Genomic DNA, 24,638 nt, shown 5'->3' on the forward strand with positions numbered 1-24,638 from the left:
GGATCGGGCGTTGTCCAAGACGACCGCGATCTCGCCGGCCTCGGTTTCGCGTTGGAGTCATTCCAGCGCGCCGATTGTCTGCTCGGTGTTCTGGTTCCCCTCGATCGGGTACGGTTTGACTTTTTTGCTGGTCAGCGAGAGGGCGCCGAAGAAGGACTGGGACGTCCTCCGCCGGTCCACGGACCGGTCTGGTGCGCTGTCCTCTGGGGGGCTGCATGCGGCGGGTCCAGGCCTCGTGCTCGGGGCGGGCCTCAGTCTTGCGGTGTGGGCCTTCCGGCCCTGGTCCGACAAGCTTTTGACTCGGGTCGTCGTCCAGGCCGCGCGTCTGGTGGTGGCCGGCTCGTCGTGGTGCTCGTCGAACGGGTCCGGGCGGCCCGGGGCTCGGCCCGCACAGGCGCGGGAGCAGCCGGTGGGAGGGGCCCGACTGGTGTTCGACGTCGAACAGGATCTTCACGACGTCACCGCAGGGCCGGGACGTCTCGGAACTCGGCGCGGGCGCCCGTCCGGGAGGGCGGCCGGGCCAGGACGGCCTTGGGTTCTTGCTCCCGGGTGCGGGCGGGTTCCGCCGCGTCCTGGTTCCCCGCATGGCCGGTCAGGACCGGGCGCATCCTGGTGGCCCGCCACTCGGCCAGCCGTTCCTGCACCGTCCTCTCGGCCTGCTCGACCATTTCAGCGATGATGCCCGCATCGACGGGGAGGCGTACAGGACCGCCTCTGCCTTCATCCGCACCAGCACATGATTGTCGGGCCGCTTCCTCCACCCGACCAGGACGGCTGTTTCCTCCGGGGCGACCCCGACCCGCACGCCCCCACCGCATCCGAAACGGCACAGGAAATCCACGAAAAATACGGTTTCGTTTCATAACGGCCATATAATCGGACTTTGAATAGTCCTCCCAATCTTCATGAAGACTGCCCTACGGCAATAGCTCGGCCATCGTGCGCAGCTGGTGCAAAATCCGTTCGGCTTGGTCGGGCGCGACCTTCTTGTCTAGCTGTTTGAGCTGCCGCTGCAGCTTCTCGATGACCGCCTCGGCGCCAGCAGACTCACTGTGCAGTCGCAGGAAATTCACCCAGGCACCCGTCTCGATGCCCAGGATGGGTACCTGCATCGTTGACTCGATGAAAGAGTCCATCAGCGGACGACACCGGGGCAGGCGGCCGAAGTTACCTCCGCCGTCATTGACCGGGTGGACCGTCACGCGATCAGCCTTCGACGGGTACGGTGTCGCATCGTCGGGATATTCGAGGTCAGCGCTGCCGTCAGTCTCTTTGATGTTCTGCCACCAGTAATCGCGCCACTGCGCCGCGTATTTCGCCGACTCCACCCAAGGCTCCACGACCACTGGGGCGCCGCTCACGGCGCTATCGAGGTGCCACGGAACGCAACACACGAGATCCCAGTTCGTGCAGGCGTTGGGGGAGACTTGGTACCGCAGCGACGGCACCTTCTCCTTGGCAAGCATCCACCAGCCCTTGAGCTCGATGCCGATGGCAATCGCCTCGCCCACGGTGCCGTGGTTCACTAGCCATACGTCGGGGAACGCCTGCGAGGAGCGCTCGAACCGATAAGTCGACCACTCGGAGTCTGGGTCCCAGATCTGGCGGAGGCTATTCAAGGTGCGCACAACCTCCAGCTCAATGCTTGAGCCGAGGAAGCTGTTGAGGCTGAACAGGTCGGTGGCATTCACCCCGCTGATCGTGTTCTTGGACTCGAACTCACCGGGCAGAGCTTGGAGCGCGGCAGACACTCCCTTCTGCAGCTTCGTGTGCGGATCGTTGGGGTCTGGCATCGGCCGGACCGGTCCGGAATCCACTTGAGCGTTCGTCGTCACCGCGTCATCCGACATTATTCTCTTCCTCGGGATTGGCCTCGAAAAGGTCCACGAGCTCATCGTTGGTCTCGGCTTCCTCGGCGGCAACGGCGAGCCGTTCCTGCGCGAGCTCAGCGAAGTAGGGGTCGTACTCTGCGAGGAACGCCTGACGCCGCAGTACCACCGCAGCAACCGAGCCGGTGCCCAGCCCGCCGAAGGGTTCCCACACGACATCGCCCTCCTTCGTGACCGCGTGCACGAGACGTTCCATGAGCTCCAGCGGCTTCTGGTTCAGGTGCGTGGTGCTGGCTTTCGTGGGCTTGTATGGCTGACATGAAACGAAATCGTATTTTTCGTGGATTTTCTGTGCCGTTTCGGATATGATTGAGGCATGCAGGTCGGGGTCACCCCGGAAGAAACCGCCGTCCTGATCAGGTGGAAGAAGCGTTCCGACAATTATGTGCTGGTTCGGATGAAAGCAGAAGCTGTCCTGTATGCCTCTGAAGGAGTCAGTATCAGCATCATTGCGAAAATGGTTGAGCGCACTGAGAGGACAGTGCTGGAATGGCTGGCCGAGTGGCGGGCCACGCGGATGTGCTCGGTGCTGACAGGGCATGCCGGGAACCAGAACGCGGCGAAACTCACCCGCGCCCAGAAGGAAGAACTCAAGGCCATCTTGGCCCAGCCGTCCTCCCGGTCTGGTGTTCACGCCGAGTTCTGGGACGTCCCGGCGATGCGTGAGGTCGTGAAGATTCTGTTCGATGTCGAGTACCAGGCGGACTCCTCGTATCAGCTGCTCCTGCGCCTGTGCGGGCTGAGTTTCAAGCTGCCCGACTCGTTCGACGAGCACCGCAACGAGAAAGCCATCACCCGGCGCATGGCCGAGGTGAAGGCCCAAGTCAAGAGCTTGTTGGACCAAGGGTGGGAGGTCTACACGGCGGACGAGGTCCGCTTGGAGTACGAGGCCGCGACCCGCCGGATGCAGCTCCCAAAGGGGCAGCGGACCAAGCTGTCCGTGGACCGGAAGAAGACGTCCCAGTCGTTCTTCGGTGCGCTCTCCCTGACCAGCAAGAAGGTCAAGTTGTACCCGATCGAGGGGAACCAGAACACCTGGCAGACGATCCTCGCGCTGGACCGGCTTCAACGAGAAACCGAGACCGGCAAGATCGCGGTCGTCCTGGACAACGCCCGATTCCACCACGCGAAAGCATTGACCGATCTCTACGAGCCGGGTCAGCTGTTGGAGCGCATCATGCCGATTCATCTGCCGCCGTACGCGCCCGACCACAATCCGGTGGAGCATGTCTGGAACGCGGCCAAGAGCAACATCGCGAACATTCAGCGCGAGACCCCCGAAGAGACCTTCGGCGCGTTCGCCTCATACGTCACCGGACGCGCCTTCGACTACGACTTCGAACACCTCCCACTCCGCGAAACCAGAAACGATTTTGTTTCATGACAGCCATAGACGCGCGGTGCAGACCGGCGCATCGAGCCCTTCATCCGCTCACTGTCATGCAGCGGGGGGGCGGCTCCACACATTCGTGAGGCCGTGGACGTGATGCCACTGGTGGCGCATCCGGTCCCATTGCTTCGAGACGACTGATGTCTTGCCGTCGAGCGAGAAGTATGGCCGACCGCTCTCCAGACCGTGTTGGTTGCAGTAGGCCGCCATGGCGGCCACGGCGAAGCCCGGTGGCCAGTACCAGAGCCAGTCGTTGGTCAGGTATTTCCGCGTCGCGGCGTTCTTCACGCCGCAGGCATCGTTCGCCAAGTACATTGGCAGACCCGATCGGCGCCATTCATGACGGAGCCACTGCTGCGCATCGAGCATGCCCTCCTCGGTCTCAACCTCGAGGCGGCGTTGGTATAGCACGCAGACTTCGGTAACGACGGGGAACCTGCGGATCGTGTTGCTGTTCACGTTACCTGCAATGTGGCTCAGGCCCTTGTCCCAGACCACGGTCTGCACGTAGTTCCAGCCTTGGCGCTTGAGCTCGGGGTGGACCGTGGCCCAACCGACTTCGGTGCCCCAGAACCACAGGGCTGTGCCCGGAGCGGCAGCCTTCGTCCACTGCTCGATGTGTGGCGCATACCACTCGACGAGGCCCTCCTCGTCAGTGGTGTCACCATGGAACCCGCGGATGCCATAGGCGCCGTCGCTGATGATGCACGCAGGCGGCGGCCACGATGCGTAGGCATCAGCTACATCCCCTACGTGCAGATCGTAGGGCTTCATTTTCTCGGGCATGCTCCAACCTTCTCATAATCGGTCGTCCCGCAAGACCGCGGCCGAACGACCCTCGAGCTTCAGTTTAGTACTCTGCTTATCCCATAATCCCATCTCATAATCAAGAGTCTCAACATGTAAGGTTATTCAAAACCTTTGTCGGACTCACGCCTGACTAGGGTATTTCCTTGACAACGAGTTAGTTTTGAATAACCCTCACGATGATCTTGGCGCAGTTGCGGGATTCTCGTTACTTTTTCTTGCGACGCCGCTTCAGATCAGCACTGTATTCGGCTCGCACTTTGTCGTAGTAGTTGTCATTGAGTTTGGCCATATGGTTCACAGCTTCACCGGACCAGTTGTGGGACTGGCCCTTCTTGTGTTTCCAAGCCATGCGGGAATTCTGTCGCAGATTCTCCTTCCAACACAGGGCTTGGTAGTCGCGCGTTGTGAGAGTGCGACCGTTTCGCTTGGCGTTGACACGCTCCAGCAGTTCAGTCGTGTTGTAGGGGTGGCTCTGATTCGGGTCAGTCTTCTTGACCAAGACGTGCTCTCCCTCCTTGGTCACCGAGACCACGAGGTCGGCGCTGGAGACCGCCTTGGTTGTACGCAGATGGACGTCGTACACTGCTGCTACCCGCTGCATGTCGGCGCCGTCTGCTTCAGCGCGGTCGATCATCTTCCGTAGGTCGTCGATGAACTCATGAACCTCGGCGACTGCGGACGCTGACGGCATCGCCTTCATGAACTGGACGGGCTCCGATGGCGCCTTGGCGCCCAGCGGTAGTAGCTGCCAAGTGATCGAGTCCGCGATGTCCTTCTGGAACTGGTCCAGCATGAAGTCGCGGTAGTTCAGGATGCTGGTCTGCAGGAAGGGATAGACCATCTCGCCCAAGTCTGCGGCATAGAGGTGGGTTGTCCGGTTGCGGTATTCGATGAGCGCCCTCACGTTGACTGATAGGGCCTGTCCGTCGATGCCGGCGGGGAAGAGCTTGTGGTTGACCACCTGCTTTAGGGCATCCTCGATCGAGAGTGTTCTGTAGGGCTCGTTGCGCTGTTTCTTGTAGAAGATCCGCTTGCTCGCCCTTTTCAGCGCAGCCTTGAGTGCTAGCTCCCAGGCGTTGACAACCAGCAGCACAGTCACTTCATCACGGTATTCCATGCGCGGCTTGTTATAAACCTCGATGGCGGCGAGCATCGCGGACAGAGAGTTGGCGACGAGACGACGTGAGGAGACGGATGGCTGCGGCATTTTTTATTCACCTCGAAGACTAATACTGATGTCGCTGACCTTACAGTCCGTCACTGACACCAGCCAGGAGAATCAGGCCCCCGCAAGGGCTCACCAGCCTCGGGCGCGCCACTCGTCGAGGTGGGGGCGCTCGGCGCCCAGGGTGGTGGGCGCGCCATGGCCGGGCAGGACGCGGACCTCGTCGCCGAAGCGGGCGAAGAGCTTCGTCGTGACGTCGCGGTGGAGGCTGTCGAAGTCGGCCGGCGAGGTGGTCCTGCCGACACCGCCGGGGAACAGCGAGTCGCCGGTGAGGAGGGTCGCGGCCGGCTCGGTCGGCGCGACGAGCGCGATCGAGCCGGGCGTGTGGCCGACGAGGCCGATGACCTCGAGCCGGTCGGCGCCGACGGCGACGGCGTCGCCGTCCCAGACCCCGGTCGGCTCGACACCGGTCCGGGACGCGATCGCGGCGACGTCCGGGGCCCCGGCGCGGAGCGCGGCGCCGGTGGCGGCGGCCATCCGGGCCAGGGCGCCGATGTGGTCCCGGTGGCGGTGGGTCGTGACGATCGTGTCGATGCGGCGCCCCCCGATCCACTCGAGGAGGCGGTCGGCCTCGTCCGCCGCATCGACCAGCACATGGTGGCCGGTCGTGTCGGTCAGCAGATACGCGTTGTTCTCCAGGGGGCCCACGACGAGGGTCTCGATGCTGACGGTCATGCTCGCCATCCTTCCGGTAGTCCGGGCAGTTCGTCCAGTGCGGGGTGGCCGGCGGGCAGCCGCCCGGTCAGCCAGCCGAGCAGCAGGGTGTCGCCGCCGCCGACCGGGGTGGGGCGGCCCCGCGCGCCGAGCCTCGCGTGGAAGCCCGAGGTCGATTCCACCTGGAGCGCCGGCAGGCTCTCGTCGTCGGTGAGCCAGTAGCAGGTCCACCCCAGCACCCAGCGGGCGATGTCGTCGTCGGCGTCGGTGATCGCGAAGCCGCAGTCGAGGTCGACGTGGTGCAGCAGCACCTCGCGCAGGCGGGCCAGCGGCAGCAGTTCGAGGCGCAGCAGGCGACCGCCGCCCAGGTCGACGAACTCCGCACCGGGGAAGGCGTCGATCTTGTCGAAGCTGCGGTGCAGCCGGCCCGCCGAGGTGTCCAGGTCGATCTGCAGATCGAGGGCCCGCCGCTCGGCGCCGCGCTCGATGTCGGTGAAGCGGTCGCGGTCCGACAGGTAGAGGGGCATGCCCACCCCGTAGGGCGCCGACTCGGCCAGCCGGGAGAAGGCGTCGGCGCTGCGCGCCAGGTGCGTGGCGACATGGGCGCGCGTCCAGCCCGGCAGCGCGCTCGGCTCGTGCCAGGCGTCCTCCTCGATCATGATCGTGTCGCCGAGGAGCTGCTGGGTCGCCTCGAGCTTGCGCCGACGGACCAGGCGGATGTCGTCCGCCCCGAGCAGGGCCCGCTGGTCGTCCAGTGATGGCATCGTCGCACCCCCTCCTGCTCCGTCCCGCGGCGGTCCCGCGCGCCGGTGCGGCGCGGGCGGCCGAACCCATCGGCGTCTGGGGAAACCGTACCCTCCCGGCGGGAGCCCGGTGACACTGCGGCGGAGCCCTCGGCGGCTGGGCCGGACGCGGTCGTCCGCGCCCGCCCCGGCGGCGGGGAAAAGCCCGTGCCCGCCCCTACCATGGGGGCCGTGAATGACGAGCTCGTGATCCGTGGCGCGCGGGAGCACAACCTGCGCAACATCAGCCTCGACATCCCGCGGGGGCGGCTGGTCGTGTTCACCGGCCTGTCGGGCTCGGGCAAGTCCTCCCTGGCCTTCGACACGATCTTCGCCGAGGGCCAGCGCCGCTACGTCGAGTCGCTGAGCTCCTACGCCCGCCAGTTCCTCGGCCAGATGGACAAGCCGGCCGTCGACTTCATCGAGGGCCTGTCGCCCGCCGTCTCGATCGACCAGAAGTCCACGAGCAACAACCCGCGCTCCACGGTCGGCACCATCACCGAGGTCTACGACTACCTGCGGCTGCTCTACGCCCGCATCGGCCGTCCGCACTGCCCGACGTGCGGCGAGCCCATCGCCCGCCAGACGCCCCAGCAGATCGTCGACCGTCTCATGGGTCTCGAGCCGGGCACGCGATTCCAGATCCTCGCCCCGGTCGTGCGGGGCCGCAAGGGCGAGTACGTCGACCTCTTCCGCGAGCTCGCCGCCGACGGCTACGCCCGGGTCCTCGTCGACGGCGAGCAGCACCCGCTGTCCGCGCCGCCGGCACTCGACAAGAGGCGCAAGCACGACATCGACGTCATCATCGACCGCGTCGTCGTCAAGGCCGGCGCCGCCGGGCGCATCACCGACTCCGTCGAGACCGCCCTCGCCCTGTCGAAGGGCCTCGTCGTCATCGACTTCGTCGACCGCGGGGCCGACGAGCCGCACCGCCGTCGCCGGTTCAGCGAGCGGATGGCCTGCCCCAACGGCCACGACCTCGAGATGGACGAGCTCGAGCCGCGCCAGTTCAGCTTCAACTCGCCGTGGGGCGCCTGCCCGAGCTGCACCGGGCTGGGCACCCAGCTCGAGGTCGACCCGGCCCTCGTCGTGCCCGACGAGACGCTCTCGCTGGCCGCCGGCGCCATCGCGCCGTGGGCCTCGGCGATGGTCAAGCGCCACTACGACCACGTCTTCGAGGCGATGGCCGCCACCGAGGGCTTCAGCGTCGACACCCCCTGGGAGGAGCTGCCCTCCACGGTCCGCGGCTTCATCCTCAAGGGCCACGACGACCCGGTCTACGTGACCTTCCGCAACCGCTTCGGGCGTGTGCGCACCTACACGCAGAAGTACGAGGGTGTTCTGCCCTACGTGCGTCGGCGCTACGACGAGGCGGAGACCGATGCGGCCCGCGACCGCTGGGGCGCCTATCTGCGCGAGATCCCCTGCCCGGCCTGCGGCGGCGCCCGCCTCAAGCCCGCCTCGCTGGCCGTCACGATGGACGGGCGCTCCATCGCCGAGCTGTGCGGGCTGTCGATCGGCGAGGTCCTCGGGGTCCTCGAGGCGATGGAGCTGTCCGAGCGCGAGGCCCGGATCGCCGCCCGGGTCGTCAAGGAGATCCGCGAGCGCCTGCGCTTCCTCGTCGACGTCGGTCTCGACTACCTCACCCTGGCCCGTTCGGCCAGCACGCTGTCGGGCGGCGAGGCGCAGCGCATCCGCCTGGCCACGCAGATCGGCTCGGGCCTCACCGGCGTCCTCTACGTCCTCGACGAGCCCTCCATCGGCCTGCACCAGCGCGACAACGAGCGGCTCCTCGAGACCCTGCGACGCCTGCGCGACCTCGGCAACACGCTCATCGTCGTCGAGCACGACGAGGAGACGATCCGCTCGGCCGACTGGGTCGTCGACATCGGCCCCGGCGCCGGCGAGCACGGCGGCGAGGTCGTCGTGAACGGCACGGTCGACGACCTCCTCGCCAGCGAGCGCTCGATCACCGGCGCCTATCTCACCGGCCGGCGGCGCATCGAGGTGCCGGCCCGGCGCCACGCCCCCAACGGCGCCGCGATCACGGTGCACGGGGCCGCCGCCAACAATCTGCGCGGCATCGACGTGGGCTTCCCGCTCGGCCAGCTCATCGCCGTCACCGGCGTCTCCGGCTCGGGCAAGTCCACGCTCGTCAACCAGATCCTCTACACGGCGCTCGCCAAGCGCCTCTACAGCGCCAAGGCGGTGCCCGGGAGGCACCACTCGATCACCGGCGTCGAGCACATCGACAAGGTCATCCACGTCGACCAGACGCCGATCGGGCGCACGCCGCGCTCCAACCCGGCCACCTACACCGGAGTCTTCGACAAGATCCGGCAGTTGTTCGCCCAGACGCCCGAGGCGAAGATGCGCGGCTACCGGCCGGGCCGCTTCAGCTTCAACGTCAAGGGCGGGCGCTGCGAGAACTGCTACGGCGACGGCACCATCACGATCGAGATGAACTTCCTGCCCGACGTCTACGTGCCGTGCGAGGTCTGCAACGGCGCCCGTTACAACCGCGAGACGCTCGAGGTGCACTACAAGGGCAAGTCGATCGCGCAGGTGCTCGACATGCCCATCGAGGAGGCCGCCGAGTTCTTCGAGCCGATCGGCTCGATCCACCGCCATCTCGCCACCCTCGTCGAGGTCGGGCTCGGCTACGTGCGGCTGGGCCAGCCGGCCACGACGCTGTCCGGCGGCGAGGCCCAGCGCGTCAAGCTCGCCGCCGAGCTGCAGAAACGCTCCACCGGTCGCACCCTCTACGTCCTCGACGAGCCCACCACGGGCCTGCACTTCGAGGACATCCGCAAGCTCCTGGCGGTGCTCGGCAGGCTCGTCGACGCCGGCAACACGGTCGTCGTCATCGAGCACAACCTCGACGTCGTCAAGACCGCGGACTGGGTCATCGACCTGGGCCCCGAGGGCGGCAGCCGCGGCGGCACGGTCGTCGCCCAGGGCACGCCCGAGCAGGTCGCCAGCTGCGCCGACTCCCACACCGGCCGCTATCTCGCGAGGTACGTCCGGCCCGATCCCGACGCGGCGCCGCTGCCGCCGCGCCCCGGGGTCCCCACGGCGTCCCAGCTGCGCGCCCGGGCCCGGCTGCGCGGGGCCGAGAGGACGGCGGGCCGCAGGACCGCCAAGAGGACGTCGTCCGCCCGGGCCGGTGCGGCGCGGGCCTGAGGCCGCCGCGGGCCGCCCCGGACGGCGGAATGATCGGGGCAGCGGGGCGCCCCTCACCGGCGGGCGGTGGCGCCGCGGCGTCGGGGTCCGGCGCGGACCGGCTCAGATGACCTCGTCGTTGTCGAGCCGGTAGACCCGGGCGATGCGACGGGTGCCGTCGGCGCGCAGCGACTGCTCGGCCGACTTGTGGACGAAGACGAAGCCGAGCTTCTGGATCGCCTTGTTCGCGCGTTCGTCGGTGTCGTCGGCGCGCATGACGACGCCGGAGCAGTCGTTCGCGCGGGCCTCGTGGATCATGAGACGCACCAGGCGCAGGTGCAGGCCGGTGCCCCAGACCCGCGGCGACAGATAGGTGGCGCCCAGTTCGACGCACTCCCCGCGGCGGAAGTGGCTGGAGGTGCCGATGACCTCGCCGTCGAGGCTGACCGTCCATGTGATGCGCTCGGGGCCACCCTCCCGCTGGGCGAGTCTGGCGGCGAGGTCGTCGGGCCCGTCCGGCATGCCGCGGGGCGCCGAGCCCCAGACCTCGGGGAAGGCCAGCGCCTCCCACAGCGGCCCGGCGTCGCGGGCCGGGTCCCAGCGCTGCGCCGTGAGGTCGCCTGCGGTGAGCGTCGTCTCGGCGAATGGCCAACGAAGCATGTCTCAACCCTTCGATGCGAGGACGCCCGGCGCCCGAGCGCCGGGGACGGCTTCTCCGGCCCACGCTAGCGTGCCCGCGCACGGGGCCCCGACCGGGGCCCCGTGAGGTTCAGGACGGCGTCCGGACGGGTGCCCGCCCGGACGGATGCTTCAGGACCCCGTCTTCGCCTTGGACCGCTCGAGCGCCTTCCGGCGGGCGGCCTCGGAGCGCTCGGCGATCTGCGCGGCGTGCTGGTCGTCCCGGGTGAGGTTGCGCCCCGACTCGGGGTCGAAGACCATCATGTCCTCGGGCAGGAAGAACAGCGAGGCCTCCTCGCCCTCGAGGACGTGCGAGCTCGGGTCGAGGTTGACGATGAACTGCGTGCGCAGGCCCTCGCCGTCCAGGTCCCGGTCGAGCTCCTCGAGGGTGCTCTGCACCGCCGGGTCCGAGGCGAAGGGCACATAGGCGTACTGCTCATTGCCGAGCCACTCGGTGACGTCCACCGTGCTGGAGAAGACGACGGCGCCAGCCGGAGGAGTGCGCACCTCGGCGTCCTTGATGGCCTCGGGCCGCAGGCCCACGACAACGACCTCCGTGCCCTTCAGCTCGTCGCGGATCCCCTCGGGGATCGGGGCGCTGACCATCGGCAGCTCGAGGCGGTCGTCGCGCACCCGGGCGGGCAGGAAGTTCATCGGCGGGGAGCCGATGAACCCGGCGACGAAGAGGTTGACCGGCTCCTCGTAGAGCTCGCGGGGGGACGCGCACTGCTGGAGCACGCCTTTGCGCATGACGGCCACGCGGTCGCCCAGCGTCATGGCCTCGGTCTGGTCGTGGGTGACGTAGACCGTCGTGATGCCGAGCCTGCGCTGCAGCCGGGCGATCTCCGTGCGCATCTGGCCGCGCAGCTTGGCGTCGAGGTTGCTGAGCGGCTCGTCGAAGAGGAAGGCGTCGGCGTCGCGGACGATGGCCCGCCCCATGGCCACGCGCTGGCGCTGGCCGCCGGACAGGTTGGCGGGCCTGCGGTCGAGGTGCTCGGTGAGCTCGAGCATCTCGGCGGCCTCGCGCACCCGCCGGTCGACCTCCTCCTCGGGGATCCTGTTGTGCCCCAGGCGCAGCGGGAAGGCGATGTTGTCGCGCACGCTCAGGTGCGGGTAGAGCGCGTAGTTCTGGAAGACCATCGCGAGGTTGCGGTCCTTCGGCGCCAAGTCGTTCACGCGCCTGCCATCGATCTCCAGGTCGCCGCTCGTGATGTCCTCCAGACCGACGACCATGCGCAGCGTCGTCGACTTGCCGCAGCCCGAGGGGCCGACGAGGATCATGAACTCGCCGTCGGCGATGTCCAGACTGATGTCGTTGACGGCCTTGAAGCCGTCGCCGTACTCCTTGCAGATGTTCTTCAGAGTGATCTGGGCCATGGTGGTTTCTCCTAACCGGGTCAGCCCTTGACGGCGCCGGAGGTGAGCCCGGAGACGATCTGGCGCTGGAAGAGGAGGACGAGCAGGACGACGGGGATGGTCACGACGACCCCCGCCGCGCAGATGGCGCCGGTCGGCGACTCGAACTGACTGGCACCGGTGAAGAAGGCCAGCGCCGCCGGGACCGTGCGGGCCTGGTCGCTGGTCAGCGACATGGCGAACACGAAGTCGTTCCACGCCGTGAAGAAGGCGATGATCGCGGTCGTGAAGACGCCGGGCGCGGCGAGCGGGACGATGACCTTGCGGAACGCCTCCCAGCTCGTGGCGCCGTCGACCTGGGCGGCCTGCTCCATCTCCCAGGGGATCTGCTGGAAGAACGCGGACAGCGTCCAGATCGCCAACGGCAGGGTCAGCACGAGATAGGGCAGGATCAGGCCGGGGATCGTGTCGAACAGGTGGATGCGGCGCCACAGGTCGAACAGTGGGGTGACGAGCGAGATGACCGGGAAGAAGGACACCGTGAGGGCGGTCCCGAGGATCATCCGCTTGCCCGGGAAGTCCAGGCGGGCGATCGCGTAGGCGCAGAAGGTCGCGAGGATCACGGCGACGAGGGTGGCGATGACCGCGACGAGGATCGAGTTGCGCAGCGCCGGCAGGAAGAGGTTCTTCGCGCCGCCGGTGAAGATGAGCCGGTAGTTCTCCAGCGTCGGGCTGTGGGCCCAGAACTTCCCGTCGGCCCGGTCGGCCGTCGACTTGAGCGACATGTTGAGGATCCACAGCAGCGGGACGACCGTGTAGACGATGATCGCCACCGAGGCGACGGTCTGCCAGAATCTCCGGGCGCCGGACAGCTCACGATTCATAGCCGGTCACTTCCTTCCGCCGGCCAGGTCGACGCGGAACCCCTTGACGAAGATCACCGCGATGATGACGACGCAGACGAACAGCAGCACCGACACGGCCGAGCCGAGCCCGACCTCGGTGCGCGAGATCGTCTGGTTGTAGGCGATCAGCGACAGCGACGAGGTGTCGTGGCTGCCGGCGGTCATGATGAAGATGTTGTCGAAGATCCGGAAGGCGTCGAGCGTGCGGAACAGCAGCGCCACCATGATCTGGGACTTCATGTTGGGAAGGATCACCTTGCGCAGCCGCTCGCCCCACGTGGCGCCGTCGACGACCGCCGCCTCCTCCATCGCACTGTCGATCTGGGTCAGGCCGGCGAGCAGCAGCAGCGACATGAATGGGGTGGTCTTCCAGATCTCCGAGCCGCAGATCGGCACCATCGAGCTCCAGAAGCCGCCGAACCAGTCGTAGTCGGCCGGGAACAGCCCGAGGGACAGCTTGTGGAGCAGCGGGTCGACGAAGCCGGTGTCGGTCGCGAAGGCGTAGAACCAGGAGAACGCCGAGACGACGGTGATGATCGAGTAGGGGATGAGCACGACGGTGCGCAGCAGCCCCCGCCCATGGACGATCTTCTCCATTGCCAAGGCGATCGCGAAGCCGAGCACCAGCTCGACGACGACGGTGACGACGGTGATGAAGGCCGTCGTGCCGAACGCCCGCCACCACAGCGGGTCGGTGAGGATGATCCCGTAGTTGCGCAGGAACACGAAGTCCCGCCCGCCCGGATCGGTGAGGCGGTACTTGAACAGCGAGGTGTAGACCGCCTGGAGGATCGGGTAGAAGGTGACGAGGATCATGATGACGAAGGCCGGCCCGGCCAGCTTCCAGCCGAGCCTGCGCTCCTCGCGGGCCCGGTCGCTCAGGTGGGGCCTAGCGGTGTCGGGGGCGGTGCTCATAGCAGGGCCTCCCCGCGCAGGACCTTCATGATGAGCTCGGTCGACTCGGCCGGGGTGCGCGACGGATCGACCTGCTCGGGCGGCGACCAGGTGCGCTGGATGGCGGCGGACAGATCGCCGTAGTAGGCGGTGCGGGGCCGCTGCACGGCGTTGTTCAGAGACTCCCTGAAGACGTCGGCCATGGGGAACTGCTCGGCGATCTCCGGGTCGTCGAACACCGACGAGCGGGAGGCGGCGTTGCCCGTGCCGAGCATGTACTCCTTCTGGTGCTCGGCGCTCGTGATGCACGAGATCGCCCGCCAGGCCTCGTCCTTGTGCTGCGAGGCCGTGTTGACGCCCAGCTCGATGCCGCCGAAGGGGGGCGCCGCCTCCTTGTCGGCGTCGACCCGCGGGTACGTGGTCCAGCCGATGTCGTCGAAGAAGGACAGGTCGTTCTCCTTCATGGCGGCGTAGACGTACATCCAGTTGAGCATGAAGCCCGAGGTCGCCTCGTCCTGGAACATGTTGAGCGAGGTGGTCTCGGTCATCGACGACAGGGCGGGGCCGACGGCCCCGGAGGAGGCCAGCTCCTGGATGACCTCGGCGGCGCGCTGGCCCTCGGGCGTGTCGAGCCCCAGCCGAGTGTCCTCGGCCGTGGCGCCCTCGTTCTGCACGATCGTGCCGCCGGCGCCGGCGACGAGGGCGTTGACGAAGACGGTGTAGCCCTCGTAGCGCTTGGCCTGGACGGCGAGGTCGGTGCCGGTGGAGCGGGCCGCCGCGGCGAGCTGGTCGAAGGTGACCGGCCGGGTCATGTCGAGCCCCGCTGCGGCGGCCACCGACTTGCGGTACCACAGCAGCTGCGTGTTGGCCCAGAAGGGCGCCGCGACGAGGGCGTCGTTCCAGTGGGAGGCGTCGAGGGAGCCCTGCACCCGGTCCTCGGTGAAGTCGGCGACGTACTGGTCGGGGACGTTCACGAGGTAGCCGGCCTCGGCGAACTCGGGGACGACCACCGGGTCGAGGCTCATGATGTCGACCCCCGAGTCGTGGGCCGCCAGTCTGCGGATGAGCTGCTGGCGCTGGTCGGAGGCCTCGTTCGGCAACAGCTCGACGTTGATGGTGTAGGTGCCGCCGGAGGCCTGGGAGCACTCGGCGGCGAGCTGCGCCTGGCCCCCTCCGGTGGGCGAGGAGCCGCCGCCGTCGGGATTGATGAACCAGGTGAGGGTGTCGGTGCCGGCCGTCCCGCCGCCGGAGCACCCGGTGAGCCCGGAGACGGCGAGGGCGAGAAGGCAGCCTCCCAGGACGGGTGCGAGAGATTTCCTCGATCTCATGGTCTTCCTGCCTCGTTGCATGAATGTGGTCCTGATCATAGTCGAGGGGCCACATTCCCGGGCGGCACCGGGGGGCGTTCGCGGTGAGCGAACGCCCCCGTCAGGCCCCTTTACCGGGAGCCCAGCGCCTGCCTCAGGCTCACCCGGCCGTGGGTCTGCAGCAGCGAGCGCCGGTAGATCCTCGAGCCCGCCCAGACCACCAGCGGGGTGATGGCCAGCGTGACCGCCAGGGCGATGACCGCCTGCCACCACGGGGCCGTCCCGGTCGCCAGACGCACCGGCATGAGCACGCAGGACACGAGCGGCACGAAGGACAGGACGCTCTGGGCCGGGCCGTGGACGGCGAAGCCGACGACGTAGATCGCCAGGAGCAGCCAGGTCAGCGGCTGGGAGGTGTGCTGGAGGTCCTCCTGCGAGCTGGCCAGGGCGCCGGCGGCCGCCCACAGGCAGGCCAGGGTGCAGAAGCCGACCAGGAAGAAGGCGAGGAACCAGGCGAGGGAGCCGGACAGCCCCGGCAGCACGGCTCCGAGCCCGGTCCGCGAGACGCCGAGGAGCCCGACGATCGTGTAGAGGGCCATCTGGCCCAGGGCCATGAGGGTGTTGCCGACGATCTTGCCCAGCAGCAGCTGGTGGGCCGGCACCGCTGCCGTGAGGATCTCGATGACCCGGGACTGCTTCTCGGCCGTCACCGACTGGGCGATCTGCATGCCGAACATCATCGAGGAGACCATGAACAGCGCGGCGAAGGCGATGCCGACGAAGTAGCCCCGCATGGTGAACCCGGCGTCGGGGTCGAGCTCCTCGCTCGTGACGCTCGTCGCCGCGGCCAGCTGCTCGTCGCCCATGCCGGTCTGCTCGGCGAGCCGGGCCAGGGCGGTCTGGGAGGCGGCCGTGCTCGTGTAGGAGAGCAGCTGCTCGTCGGCGGAGCCGCCGAAGGTGAGCACCCAGCCGGTGCCGGTCTCGTGCAGCCAGGCCGTGTCGTCGTCGCCCAGTTCGGCGCGGGCGGCCGTCTCGTCGGCCGCCTCGGCGAGCTCGATCCGCGCGGAGGATCCGTTGGCCCCGGCCACGGAGCCGATGGCCTGCGCCACCCGGGCCGAGGCGGGGTCGGAGGTCACGACGGTCCAGGTCTTCTGCTGGGAGCTCGACCAGATGGAGAAGCCGAGGCCCCCGGCGATGATGACGAGCATGAGGATGGTCGAGATGATGAAGCTCCGGTCGCGGAGCCTGACGGACATCTCGTGCCCGGCGACGATGCGCCACTGATTCCCGGAGCCCGTTCCGACGGTGCTCATCGGGTCACCTCCCGGTAGATCTCGGCAAGGGTGGGACGGACCTCGGCGAGCTCGCGCACGTCGCCGCGGGCCAGCGCCTCGGTCAGCAGCGCGCGCCGGGCGTCGGCGGTCTCGAGGGTCAGCAGTGCGGTGGGGCCGGCCACGTCGAGGACGGTGATGCCGGGCAGGTCGCGCACCCAGCCCGTGTCGACGTCCATGACCAGGCGGTGGCGGGACTCGCCGCCGGCCTCCAGCTCCTCGCGGGTACCGGCCGCCACGACCCGCCCGTGGGAGAGGATGACGAGCCGGTCGCACAGTCGCTCGACGAGGGAGAGCTGGTGGGAGCTGAACAGCAGGGGGACTCCGGCCGCGGTGCGCGTGCGCAGCACCTCGGCCAGCGAGTCGACGGCCTCCGGGTCGAGGCCGCTGAAGGGCTCGTCGAGGATGAGGGCGGCCGGCTCGGTCATGACGGCGGCGGTGACCTGGACGCGCTGCTGGTTGCCGAGGGAGAGCTTCTCGAGCTTCTCGTCCGTGCGCTCGCCCAGGCCGAAGGCCTCGAGCAGCGCCACGGCCTCGGCGCGGGCCGCCGCGGCCCCGGCGCCGTGCAGGCGGGCCAAGTAGACGAGCTGGTCGAGCACTCGCTGTTTGGGATAGAGCCCGCGCTCCTCGGGCATGTAGCCGATCCGGCGGCGCTCGGCCGCGGTGATCGGGGCGCCGTCCCACAGGACCTCGCCCGCGTCGGGGCCGAGCAGGCCCATGATCATGCGCATCGTCGTCGTCTTCCCCGCGCCGTTGCCCCCGATGAAGCCGACGGTCGCCCCGTCGGGCACCTCGAGGCTCACGTCGTCGACGGCGACCAGCTCGCCGAACCGCCGGGTGAGGTGTCGTGTCTCGAACATGACGACAAGTCTGCCGGTCCGTCCGCGCTCGCGCATCGGCCGTCCAGGGGAACTCGGGCCCGCCCGTCCCGCGCGGCCTCGTCCGAAGGGATGAGTCCCGGTGCGGTCAGTCCGCCAGGCCGTGCCGGAAGGCCCAGGCCACGGCCTGCACCCGGTCGCGCAGTCCCAGCTTGGCCAGCAGGTTCGAGATGTGGGTCTTGACGGTCGCCTCCGAGACGACCAGTTCGGCGGCGATCTCCGCGTTGGACAGGCCCCTGGCCAGGGCGCGCAGCACCTCGGTCTCGCGCCCGGTGAGTTCGGCCGGGCCGATGGCGGCGCCCGTCCCCGGCCCCGGCCCGTCCGGGGCCGGCGGCTGGGCCCCGGACGCCGACATCGCCCGGATGACGCGCAGCGTCACCCTCGGACTGAGCAGCGCGTCGCCTCGGGCGACGGCGCGCACGGCCGAGACCAGCTCGTCGGGGTCGGAGTTCTTCAGGACGAAGCCCGAGGCGCCGGCGCCGAGGGCCTCGAAGACGTAGTCGTCGCGGTCGAAGGTGGTGACCATGATGACCCTGGCGAGATTCTCGGCGGTGATCGCGCGGGTGGCCTCGATGCCGTCGACGCCGGGCATCTGCACGTCCATGAGGATGACGTCGGGGCGCTCGGCGCGGGCCAGCTCGACGGCCAGGGCGCCGTCGTGGGCCTGGCCGACCACCTCGATGTCGTCCTCCAGGGACAGGATCATGTCGAAGCCGGTGCGCACCAGCTTCTGGTCGTCTGCGAGCAGGACGCGGATCATGAGACCTCCTCGAGGGGGAGGCGGACCCTCACCCGGTAACCGCCGGTGGGGCGCGGACCGATCTCGGCCTCGCCCTTGTGTCCCGCGACGCGCTCGCGCATGCCGAGCAGCCCCAGGCCGGTGCCCGAGGAGCCCGGCACGGGGCGCCCGGAGTCGAGGATCTCGGCCTCCGCGTAGCGCTCGGTGATGCGCACGACCACCTGGGCGCTGCGGGCGGTGGAGTGGCGCCGCACGTTCGTGAGCGCCTCCTCGACGGTGCGGTAGATGGACAGGCCGATCGGCAGCGGCACGTTCTCGGCGGCCCCCGGCGTCGACTCCAGCAGCGTGCAGTCGACGTCCAGACCGTCCGGGCGGTCGGTGGTGAGCCCGGTGAGCTGGGCGAGGGTGGGGGAGGAGCGGCGGGAGCCGTCCTGGGGCCCGGTCGCGCCGCGCAGCGCGCCGAGCAACCCGCGCATCTGCCCGATGGCCTCCCGCGAGGACTCCTCGACGGCGCTCAGCGCCCCGGCGGCCCGCTCCGGCCGCCGGGCGAGGGCGCGTCGCGCGGCGGCGGCCTGCACGCCCGTCACCGAGACGTGGTGGGCGACGACGTCGTGCAGCTCGCGGGCGATGCGCAGGCGCTCCTCGACGATCGCCCGGTCGCGCAGTTGCTCGGCCTGCCGTGCGATCTGGGCGGCCTGGTCCGCCAACTGGTCCTGCTGGCGAGCCCGGCGCCAGGCGCTCGTCCCGAAGGCGAAGGCGGCGACGAAGAAGACGATGTTCACCAGATAGGAGTAGATGCCGTACGACAGGGCCGGCCCGAGCAGGCCGTGCGCGGCGCCGTCGCCCTGGCGGTCGCTGATGCGCTCCAGACCGGAGCCGACGGCGACGTCCCAGGTGAGCCACACGAGGTCGGCCAGGAGGATCCCCGCGATGACGGCCGTCACCGCGCGCCGGCTCGCCGCCCAGTTGACGGCCGAGAAGACGGACAGGAAGATGAGCGCCATGCCGACCAGCTGGGAGTTCACCTCACCGGCGGTGCGGGTCGTCACGACGAAGCCGGCGAAGATGACCAGCGTCGAGGCGAGCGGGAAGCGGCGCCGCCACAGGAGCGGCGCGGCCTCGAGGACGATGAGCCCGTACTCGAGCGGGCGCGACCGGAGCAGCTCGGCCGAGACGTAGCCGCGCAGCAACTCGAGGTTCATCGCCGCCGCCATGGCCATGGCGGCGGCGATGGCGGCGTCGCGCCGCTCGAGGCGCGGGCCCGGGCGTCGCCAGTCGTCGTCGAGACCGAGCCACGCCCCGATGCGTTCGGACAGCGGCTGCCTGGCCATGCGTCCTCCCTCGTCCACGGGCCGATCGGGCTGGGGCGAGCCTAGCGGCCCGCCGCCGGTCGCCTGCGCGCCCGTCCATCCCCGGTCGCCGGCTCGCCCGTCCGGTTCCCGGCTCCGGCTCGGTACGCTGGCGGGCATGGCCGATCCGTCCACCTATCGTCCCGCACCGGGCGAGATCCCCACGAGCCCGGGGGTCTACCGGTTCAGCGATGCGCACGGCGGGGTCGTCTACGTCGGCAAGGCCAAGAACCTCCGCAACCGACTGAACTCCTACTTCCAGGACGAGTCGGCGCTGCATCCGCGCACCCGCACGATGGTGCGCACCGCCGGTCGCGTCGAGTGGACGGTCGTGCAGAACGAGCTCGAGTCGCTCCAGCTCGAGTACACGTGGATCAAGCAGTACCGGCCGCGGTTCAACATCATGTACCGCGACGACAAGAGCTACCCGTGGCTGTGCGTCAGCTGGAGCGAGGAGTACCCGCGGGTCTTCGTCGGGCGCGGCGCCAAGCACCGCGGGTGGCGCTACTACGGTCCCTTCGGCAAGGCCTGGGCGATCCGTGAGACCCTCGACATGCTGCTGCACGTCTTCCCGATGCGCTCGTGCACGAAGGGCGCCTTCAACGCGGCCGCCCAGTCGGGGCGCCCCTGCCTGCTCGGTTACATCGGCAAGTGCTCGGCGCCCTGCGTCGGCAGGGTGGGCGCCGACGAGCACCGCGCGATCGCGGCCGATCTGTGCGCCTTCATGGAGGGCCGCACCGGGCGCCTCGAGAGGAAGATGACCGAGCAGATGGTGCAGGCCTCCGCCGAGGAGAACTTCGAGCGCGCCGCCGTGCTGCGCGACTCGCTCGCGGCCCTGGCCGAGGCCGGCGAGCGCAACGCCATCGTCCTGCCCGAGCGCACCGACGCCGACGTGGTCGCCCTGGCCCTCGACCCGCTCGAGGTGGCCTTCCAGGTCTTCCACGTGCGCGGCGGGCGGGTGCGCGGCGAACGCTCCTGGGTGGCAGACCGGGCCGACGACGCCGACGAGGGCGGGCTCGTCGAGTCCTTCCTCCTGACGCTGTACTCCGACTCGGCGGTGCCGCGCGAGGTGCTCGTCCCGGCCCTGCCCCCTGACGCCGGGGCGCTCGCCGAACTGCTGGGCGCCCAGCGCGGCGCGGCGGTGAACCTCCACGTGCCCCGGCGCGGCGACAAGCGCGTCCTCCTGGACACGGTCGCGCAGAACGCCGCCCAGGCGCTGGCCCGGCACAAGGCCAGGCGCTCGGCCGACCTGGAGACCCGCAACCGGGCGCTGGCCGAGCTCGCCGAGCTGCTCGAGCTGCCCGAGGCGCCGCTGCGCATCGAGGGCTACGACATCTCGCACCTCCAGGGCACGCAGGCGGTCGGCTCCATGGTCGTCTTCGAGGACGGCATGGCCCGCAAGAGCGAGTACCGCCGCTTCGTCATCAAGAGCTTCGAGGGCTCGGACGACCTGCGCGCCATGGACGAGGTGCTCACCCGGCGCTTCGGCCGCCTGCTCGACGACCGCGCGGTGCTGCGGGACGCCGGCCGGGACGCCCTCGTCGACCCCGGCACCGGCCGGCCGCTCAAGTTCGCCTACGCCCCCTCGCTCGTCGTCATCGACGGCGGCCCGCTCCAGGTCGAGGCCGCCCAGCGCGCCGTCGACGCGCTGGGCGTCACCGGGGTCCGCGTCATCGGCCTCGCCAAGCGCCTCGAGGAGGTCTGGCTGCCCGGCGAGGAGTACCCGCTCATCCTGCCGCGCACCTCCGAGGGCCTCTACCTGCTCCAGCGCGTGCGCGACGAGTCGCACCGCTTCGCCATCGCCCACCACAGGCGCCGGCGCTCGGCGGCGATGGTCGAGTCCGTGCTCGACCAGGTGCCGGGCCTGGGCCCGGTGCGGCGGGCCACGATCCTCGAGCGCTACGGCTCGCTCAAGCGGCTGCGCGGGGCCGGTGTCGCCGAGCTCGCCGGGCTGCCCGGCATCGGGCGGGCGACGGCCGAGGCGATCGTCGCGGCCCTGGCGGCCGACGACGCGGCCCCGGCCGTCAACACGACGACCGGCGAGATCCTCCGGTGAGTCCGGCCGGGGTCCGTCCCCTCGTCCGGGGCGTCGAACGCCGGCGTCCGACGCCCAGGGTGGCCGATAATGGGGGTCGTGAGTGATCTGCCAGCGCCCGTCCGCACCCTGCCGAAGGCCCCCCGCACCGTCATCATCACCGGGATGTCCGGCGCGGGACGACGCACCTGCGCCCACGCCATGGAGGACCTCGGCTGGTTCGTCGTCGACAACCTGCCCCCGTCGATGCTGCCCGAGCTCATCGGCACCGCCAACGACTCCGGGCTGAACCGGCTGGCCGTCGGTCTCGACGTGCGCGGCCGGGAGATGTTCGACCAGCTGCCCGCGGTCTTCTCCCGCCTGCGCGAGCGGGGCATCTCGCCTGAGATCTGCTTCCTCGAGGCCAGCGACGAGGCCATCGTCCGCCGCCAGGAGTCCAGCCGCCGCCCGCTGCCGCTCCAGGGGGACGGCCGGCTGCTCGTCGGCATCGAGAAGGAGCGCCGGATGCTGTCGGACCTGCGCGCCAGCGCCGATCTCGTCATCGACACCTCCCGCCTCAACGTCCACCAGCTGGCCGCGCGCGTCGCCCACGCCTACGGCGGGGACGAGGCGGGCACCCTGCGCGTCCAGGTCATGAGCTTCGGCTTCAAGAACGGCGTGCCGCTCGACGCCGACTTCGTCTTCGACGTGCGCTTCCTGCCCAATCCGCACTGGGTCCCCGAGCTGCGCCCGCAGACCGGCCTGTCCGAGGCGGTCAGCGGCTACGTCCTGGCCCAGGACGGCGCCACGGAGTTCCTCGACGACCTGCAGAGCATGTTCCGCATCGTCGCACCCGGCTACCTGCGCGAGGGCAAGCGCCAGGTGACCATCGCCGTCGGCTGCACCGGCGGCAAGCACCGCTCGACGGCCATGACGGAGGCGGCCGCCGCGCGGCTGCGCGCCGACGGGATGCAGGTGAGCGTCCTGCACCGCGACCTCGGTCTCGAGTGAACCGTTCGCGGGGCCGGACCGGGCCCCCAGAGATGAGAGTGAAGGGGATCGGCGATGCGCGACCCAGGTGAGCTTCCCAAGGTCGTCGCCCTCGGCGGCGGACACGGCCTCTACTCGTCGCTCGCGGCGCTGCGGCGGGTCACCGACGACCTCACGGCCGTCGTCACGGTCGCCGACGACGGCGGCTCGTCGGGCCGGCTGCGCGCCGAGCTCGGCGGCCTGCCCCCGGGCGACCTGCGCATGGCGCTGGCCGCCCTGTGCGGCGACGACCACAACGGGCGCCGCTGGGCCACCGTGCTCCAGCAGCGCTACCGCTCCGACGGGCCCCTCAACGGGCACGCCATCGGCAACCTGCTCATCGAGGGCGTCTGGCAGACGATCGGCGACCCGGTCGCCGGCCTCGACATGGTCGCCGACCTCGTCGACGCCCGCGGGCGGGTCCTGCCCGCCTCGACGGTCCCGCTCGACATCGAGGCGGACGTCCTCGGCCTCGACCTCGAGTTCCCGACCGAGGTGCAGGTCGTCCACGGCCAGCACGAGGTCGCGGTGACGCGCGGCCTCGTCCAGTCGATCCGGCTGCTGCCCGACGACCCCCCGGCCTGCCCGCAGGCCCTCGCCGCCATCGCCGCGGCCGACTACGTCGTCCTCGGTCCCGGGTCGTGGTTCACCTCCGTCCTGCCGCACCTCATGATCCCGGGGCTGGCCAGGGCGATCATCGAGTCCGGGGCTCACAAGGTGCTCACGCTCAACGTCGCGTCCGGCCACGAGACGGCCGGCTTCTCGCCGACCCGCCACATGGAGCTCATCGCCGAGCACGCGCCCGGGCTGCGCCTCGACACGGTGGTCGCCGACGAGACCTTCGCCGGCGAGGACGAGACCCTCGAGGCGGCCTGCGCCCGGCTCGGCGCCCGCCTCGTCATCGGCGACGTCGCCATGCACGACAACACGGCCCGTCACGACCGGCTGCGGCTGGCGTCGGTCTACAGCGAGCTCATGCTCGGTTGACACCGGGCTCCGGGGCCGGTTGCGTACCCTGAGTGGGGTCGACGCCGAACAGGGGGAGAGCAGATGGCACTGACGCAGCAGGTGAAGTCCGAGCTGGCCACGGTCCCCGTGCTCAAACCCGAGTCGCGCCGCGCCGAGATCGCCACGATGCTGCGCTTCGCCGGCGGCATCCACCTCGTGAGCGGCCAGATCGTCGTCGAGGGCGAGTTCGACACCGGCAACGCCGCCCGCCGCCTGCGCGCCGGCATCCGCGAGCTGTACGACTTCGACTGCGACATCATCGTGGTCAACTCCTCGGGCATGCGCCGCGGCACCCGCTACGTCGTCCGCCAGGTGCGCCGGGGCGAGGACCTCGCCCGCCTGACCGGCCTCATCGGCGCCCGCCGCGTCCCGGTGCGCGGACTGCCCGCCCAGATCGTCGGCGGCTCGCTGGAGGACCAGGTCGCCGCATGGCGGGGCGCCTTCCTGGCCCGCGGTTCGCTCACCGAGCCGGGCCGCTCGATGGCACTCGAGATCACCTGCCCCAGTTCGGAGTCCGCGCTGGCCCTCGTCGGGGCGGCCCGCCGGCTCGGCATCGGCGCCAAGGCCCGCGAGGTACGCCAGATGGACCGCGTCGTCGTCCGCGACGGCGACGCCATCTCCGAGCTGCTCACCCGGATGGGCGCCAACGAGTCGGTGCTCGCCTGGGAGGAGCGGCGCATGCGCCGCGAGGTGCGCGCGAGCGCCAACCGGCTGGCCAACTTCGACGACGCGAACCTGCGCCGCTCGGCCCGCGCGGCCGTCGCCGCCGGCGCCCGCGTCGAGCGCGCCCTGGAGATCCTCGGCGAGGACATCCCCGACCATCTGCGCTCCGCCGGCGAGCTGCGCCTGTCCCATCGCGACGCCTCGCTCGAGGAGCTCGGCCGTCTGCACGTCCCGCCGCTCACCAAGGACGCGGTGGCCGGCCGCATCCGCCGCCTTCTCGCCCTGGCCGACAAGACGGCCGCCGAGCGCGGCGTCGCGCCCACGACCGCGGCCCTGACCTCCGAGATGCTCGCCGACGACAAGTGAGACGGCGACAAGTGAGCCGGCGAGCGCCGGAGCCGGGCCCCGGGCCGTGCATGAACAGGCATTCCGGAATCCGAATCCTGCACGGATTCCCAGAAGGGATTCCGGGATGAGCCCCATGGATCATGGGGCCGCCGGTCGGATAAGATTGCCTCGTCCGAGTCTGGGGGCCGGGTGTGACGCCGGGTGGCTCAGGCATCACGACCCGTCGA

At 69.7% G+C, this 24,638-nt stretch carries 23 protein-coding genes; 6 read left to right on the forward strand and 17 right to left on the reverse strand.

The window, feature by feature from the left end:
• Positions 1–57: 57 nt before the first annotated feature.
• The 4 genes from K336_RS19935 to K336_RS17735 form a co-directional block, all read right to left on the reverse strand.
• A complete protein-coding gene (locus K336_RS19935) occupies positions 58–180 on the reverse strand; it encodes a hypothetical protein (RefSeq protein WP_267879357.1) in 123 nt (40 codons plus the stop codon).
• 278 nt (positions 181–458) lie between these two features.
• Positions 459–668 (reverse strand): hypothetical protein, encoded by a 210-nt coding sequence (locus tag K336_RS17020; protein WP_051245526.1) that lies wholly within the window; start codon positions 666–668, stop codon positions 459–461.
• A gap of 249 nt (positions 669–917) precedes the next feature.
• Complete coding sequence (locus tag K336_RS0107685; protein WP_051245527.1) at positions 918–1,850, reverse strand: hypothetical protein; 933 nt, start codon at positions 1,848–1,850, stop codon at positions 918–920.
• Positions 1,840–2,310 carry a DNA methyltransferase gene (locus tag K336_RS17735; RefSeq protein ID WP_081660694.1) on the reverse strand — a complete coding sequence of 157 codons (471 nt, stop codon included), beginning with the start codon at positions 2,308–2,310 and terminating at the stop codon, positions 1,840–1,842. The genes K336_RS0107685 and K336_RS17735 overlap by 11 nt, the downstream gene beginning before the upstream one ends.
• On the opposite strand from K336_RS17735, the gene K336_RS17740 reads away from it, so the two are divergent.
• Positions 2,206–3,273 carry an IS630 family transposase gene (locus tag K336_RS17740; protein ID WP_081660690.1) on the forward strand — a complete coding sequence of 356 codons (1,068 nt, stop codon included), beginning with the start codon at positions 2,206–2,208 and terminating at the stop codon, positions 3,271–3,273. The genes K336_RS17735 and K336_RS17740 overlap by 105 nt on opposite strands.
• A 54-nt stretch (positions 3,274–3,327) precedes the next feature.
• Here the strand turns inward: K336_RS17740 and K336_RS15315 are convergent, their stop codons facing one another.
• The 4 genes from K336_RS15315 to K336_RS15320 all read right to left on the reverse strand — a co-directional run bounded on the left by K336_RS15315 (position 3,328) and on the right by K336_RS15320 (position 6,732).
• Positions 3,328–4,065, reverse strand: a complete 738-nt coding sequence (locus tag K336_RS15315) for a hypothetical protein (RefSeq protein ID WP_051245528.1) — start codon at positions 4,063–4,065, stop codon at positions 3,328–3,330.
• 229 nt (positions 4,066–4,294) lie between these two features.
• Positions 4,295–5,296, reverse strand: coding sequence for a DUF3644 domain-containing protein (locus K336_RS0107705; protein ID WP_028706715.1), 1,002 nt, complete (start codon positions 5,294–5,296; stop codon positions 4,295–4,297).
• A 90-nt stretch (positions 5,297–5,386) separates the two neighbouring features.
• A complete protein-coding gene (locus K336_RS0107710) occupies positions 5,387–5,989 on the reverse strand; it encodes an MBL fold metallo-hydrolase (protein ID WP_233418744.1) in 603 nt (200 codons plus the stop codon).
• A complete protein-coding gene (locus K336_RS15320) occupies positions 5,986–6,732 on the reverse strand; it encodes a maleylpyruvate isomerase family mycothiol-dependent enzyme (RefSeq protein WP_021797107.1) in 747 nt (248 codons plus the stop codon). Before K336_RS15320 ends, K336_RS0107710 begins: the two co-directional genes overlap by 4 nt.
• Positions 6,733–6,933: 201 nt before the next feature.
• Between K336_RS15320 and uvrA the strand changes: the two genes are divergently transcribed.
• Complete coding sequence (gene uvrA / locus K336_RS0107720) at positions 6,934–9,933, forward strand: excinuclease ABC subunit UvrA (protein ID WP_028706717.1); 3,000 nt, start codon at positions 6,934–6,936, stop codon at positions 9,931–9,933.
• A gap of 102 nt (positions 9,934–10,035) precedes the next feature.
• Here the strand turns inward: uvrA and K336_RS0107725 are convergent, their stop codons facing one another.
• The 9 genes from K336_RS0107725 to K336_RS0107765 all read right to left on the reverse strand — a co-directional run bounded on the left by K336_RS0107725 (position 10,036) and on the right by K336_RS0107765 (position 19,331).
• The gene (locus tag K336_RS0107725; protein WP_021797776.1) at positions 10,036–10,572 is read right to left on the reverse strand and encodes a GNAT family N-acetyltransferase; all 537 of its coding nucleotides are present in this window, start codon (positions 10,570–10,572) and stop codon (positions 10,036–10,038) included.
• Positions 10,573–10,722: 150 nt separating this feature from the next.
• Positions 10,723–11,967 (reverse strand): ABC transporter ATP-binding protein, encoded by a 1,245-nt coding sequence (locus K336_RS0107730; protein WP_028706718.1) that lies wholly within the window; start codon positions 11,965–11,967, stop codon positions 10,723–10,725.
• Positions 11,968–11,987: 20 nt separating this feature from the next.
• Positions 11,988–12,830, reverse strand: coding sequence for a carbohydrate ABC transporter permease (locus tag K336_RS0107735; RefSeq protein WP_021797760.1), 843 nt, complete (start codon positions 12,828–12,830; stop codon positions 11,988–11,990).
• A gap of 6 nt (positions 12,831–12,836) precedes the next feature.
• Positions 12,837–13,766 (reverse strand): carbohydrate ABC transporter permease, encoded by a 930-nt coding sequence (locus K336_RS0107740; protein WP_021797761.1) that lies wholly within the window; start codon positions 13,764–13,766, stop codon positions 12,837–12,839.
• Positions 13,763–15,073 (reverse strand): extracellular solute-binding protein, encoded by a 1,311-nt coding sequence (locus K336_RS0107745; protein ID WP_028706719.1) that lies wholly within the window; start codon positions 15,071–15,073, stop codon positions 13,763–13,765. Before K336_RS0107745 ends, K336_RS0107740 begins: the two co-directional genes overlap by 4 nt.
• A 110-nt stretch (positions 15,074–15,183) precedes the next feature.
• Positions 15,184–16,365 (reverse strand): ABC transporter permease, encoded by a 1,182-nt coding sequence (locus K336_RS0107750; RefSeq protein WP_028706720.1) that lies wholly within the window; start codon positions 16,363–16,365, stop codon positions 15,184–15,186.
• Entirely contained in the window at positions 16,362–17,279 is a 918-nt protein-coding gene (locus K336_RS0107755; RefSeq protein WP_390896269.1) for an ABC transporter ATP-binding protein, read from the reverse strand. The genes K336_RS0107750 and K336_RS0107755 overlap by 4 nt, the downstream gene beginning before the upstream one ends.
• A gap of 70 nt (positions 17,280–17,349) precedes the next feature.
• Complete coding sequence (locus K336_RS0107760; protein WP_028706722.1) at positions 17,350–18,021, reverse strand: response regulator; 672 nt, start codon at positions 18,019–18,021, stop codon at positions 17,350–17,352.
• Positions 18,018–19,331 carry a sensor histidine kinase gene (locus K336_RS0107765; RefSeq protein WP_043150572.1) on the reverse strand — a complete coding sequence of 438 codons (1,314 nt, stop codon included), beginning with the start codon at positions 19,329–19,331 and terminating at the stop codon, positions 18,018–18,020. The genes K336_RS0107760 and K336_RS0107765 overlap by 4 nt, the downstream gene beginning before the upstream one ends.
• A 136-nt stretch (positions 19,332–19,467) precedes the next feature.
• Here K336_RS0107765 and uvrC point away from each other — a divergent pair, with 136 nt between their 5' ends.
• The 4 genes from uvrC (at position 19,468) to whiA (ending at position 24,429) form a co-directional block, all read left to right on the forward strand.
• Entirely contained in the window at positions 19,468–21,405 is a 1,938-nt protein-coding gene (gene uvrC / locus K336_RS0107770) for an excinuclease ABC subunit UvrC (protein WP_028706724.1), read from the forward strand.
• A gap of 87 nt (positions 21,406–21,492) precedes the next feature.
• Positions 21,493–22,374, forward strand: coding sequence for an RNase adapter RapZ (gene rapZ, locus K336_RS0107775; RefSeq protein WP_377173438.1), 882 nt, complete (start codon positions 21,493–21,495; stop codon positions 22,372–22,374).
• 54 nt (positions 22,375–22,428) lie between these two features.
• On the forward strand, positions 22,429–23,379 hold the full coding sequence (locus K336_RS0107780) for a gluconeogenesis factor YvcK family protein (protein ID WP_021797766.1): 951 nt from the start codon (positions 22,429–22,431) through the stop codon (positions 23,377–23,379).
• Between the two features lie 63 nt (positions 23,380–23,442).
• On the forward strand, positions 23,443–24,429 hold the full coding sequence (gene whiA, locus K336_RS0107785; protein WP_021797773.1) for a DNA-binding protein WhiA: 987 nt from the start codon (positions 23,443–23,445) through the stop codon (positions 24,427–24,429).
• The last annotated feature ends 209 nt before the right edge of the window (positions 24,430–24,638 follow it).

The organism is Propionibacterium acidifaciens DSM 21887 (genome assembly GCF_000426605.1).
Classification (GTDB): Bacteria; Actinomycetota; Actinomycetes; order Propionibacteriales; family Propionibacteriaceae; genus Propionibacterium; species Propionibacterium acidifaciens.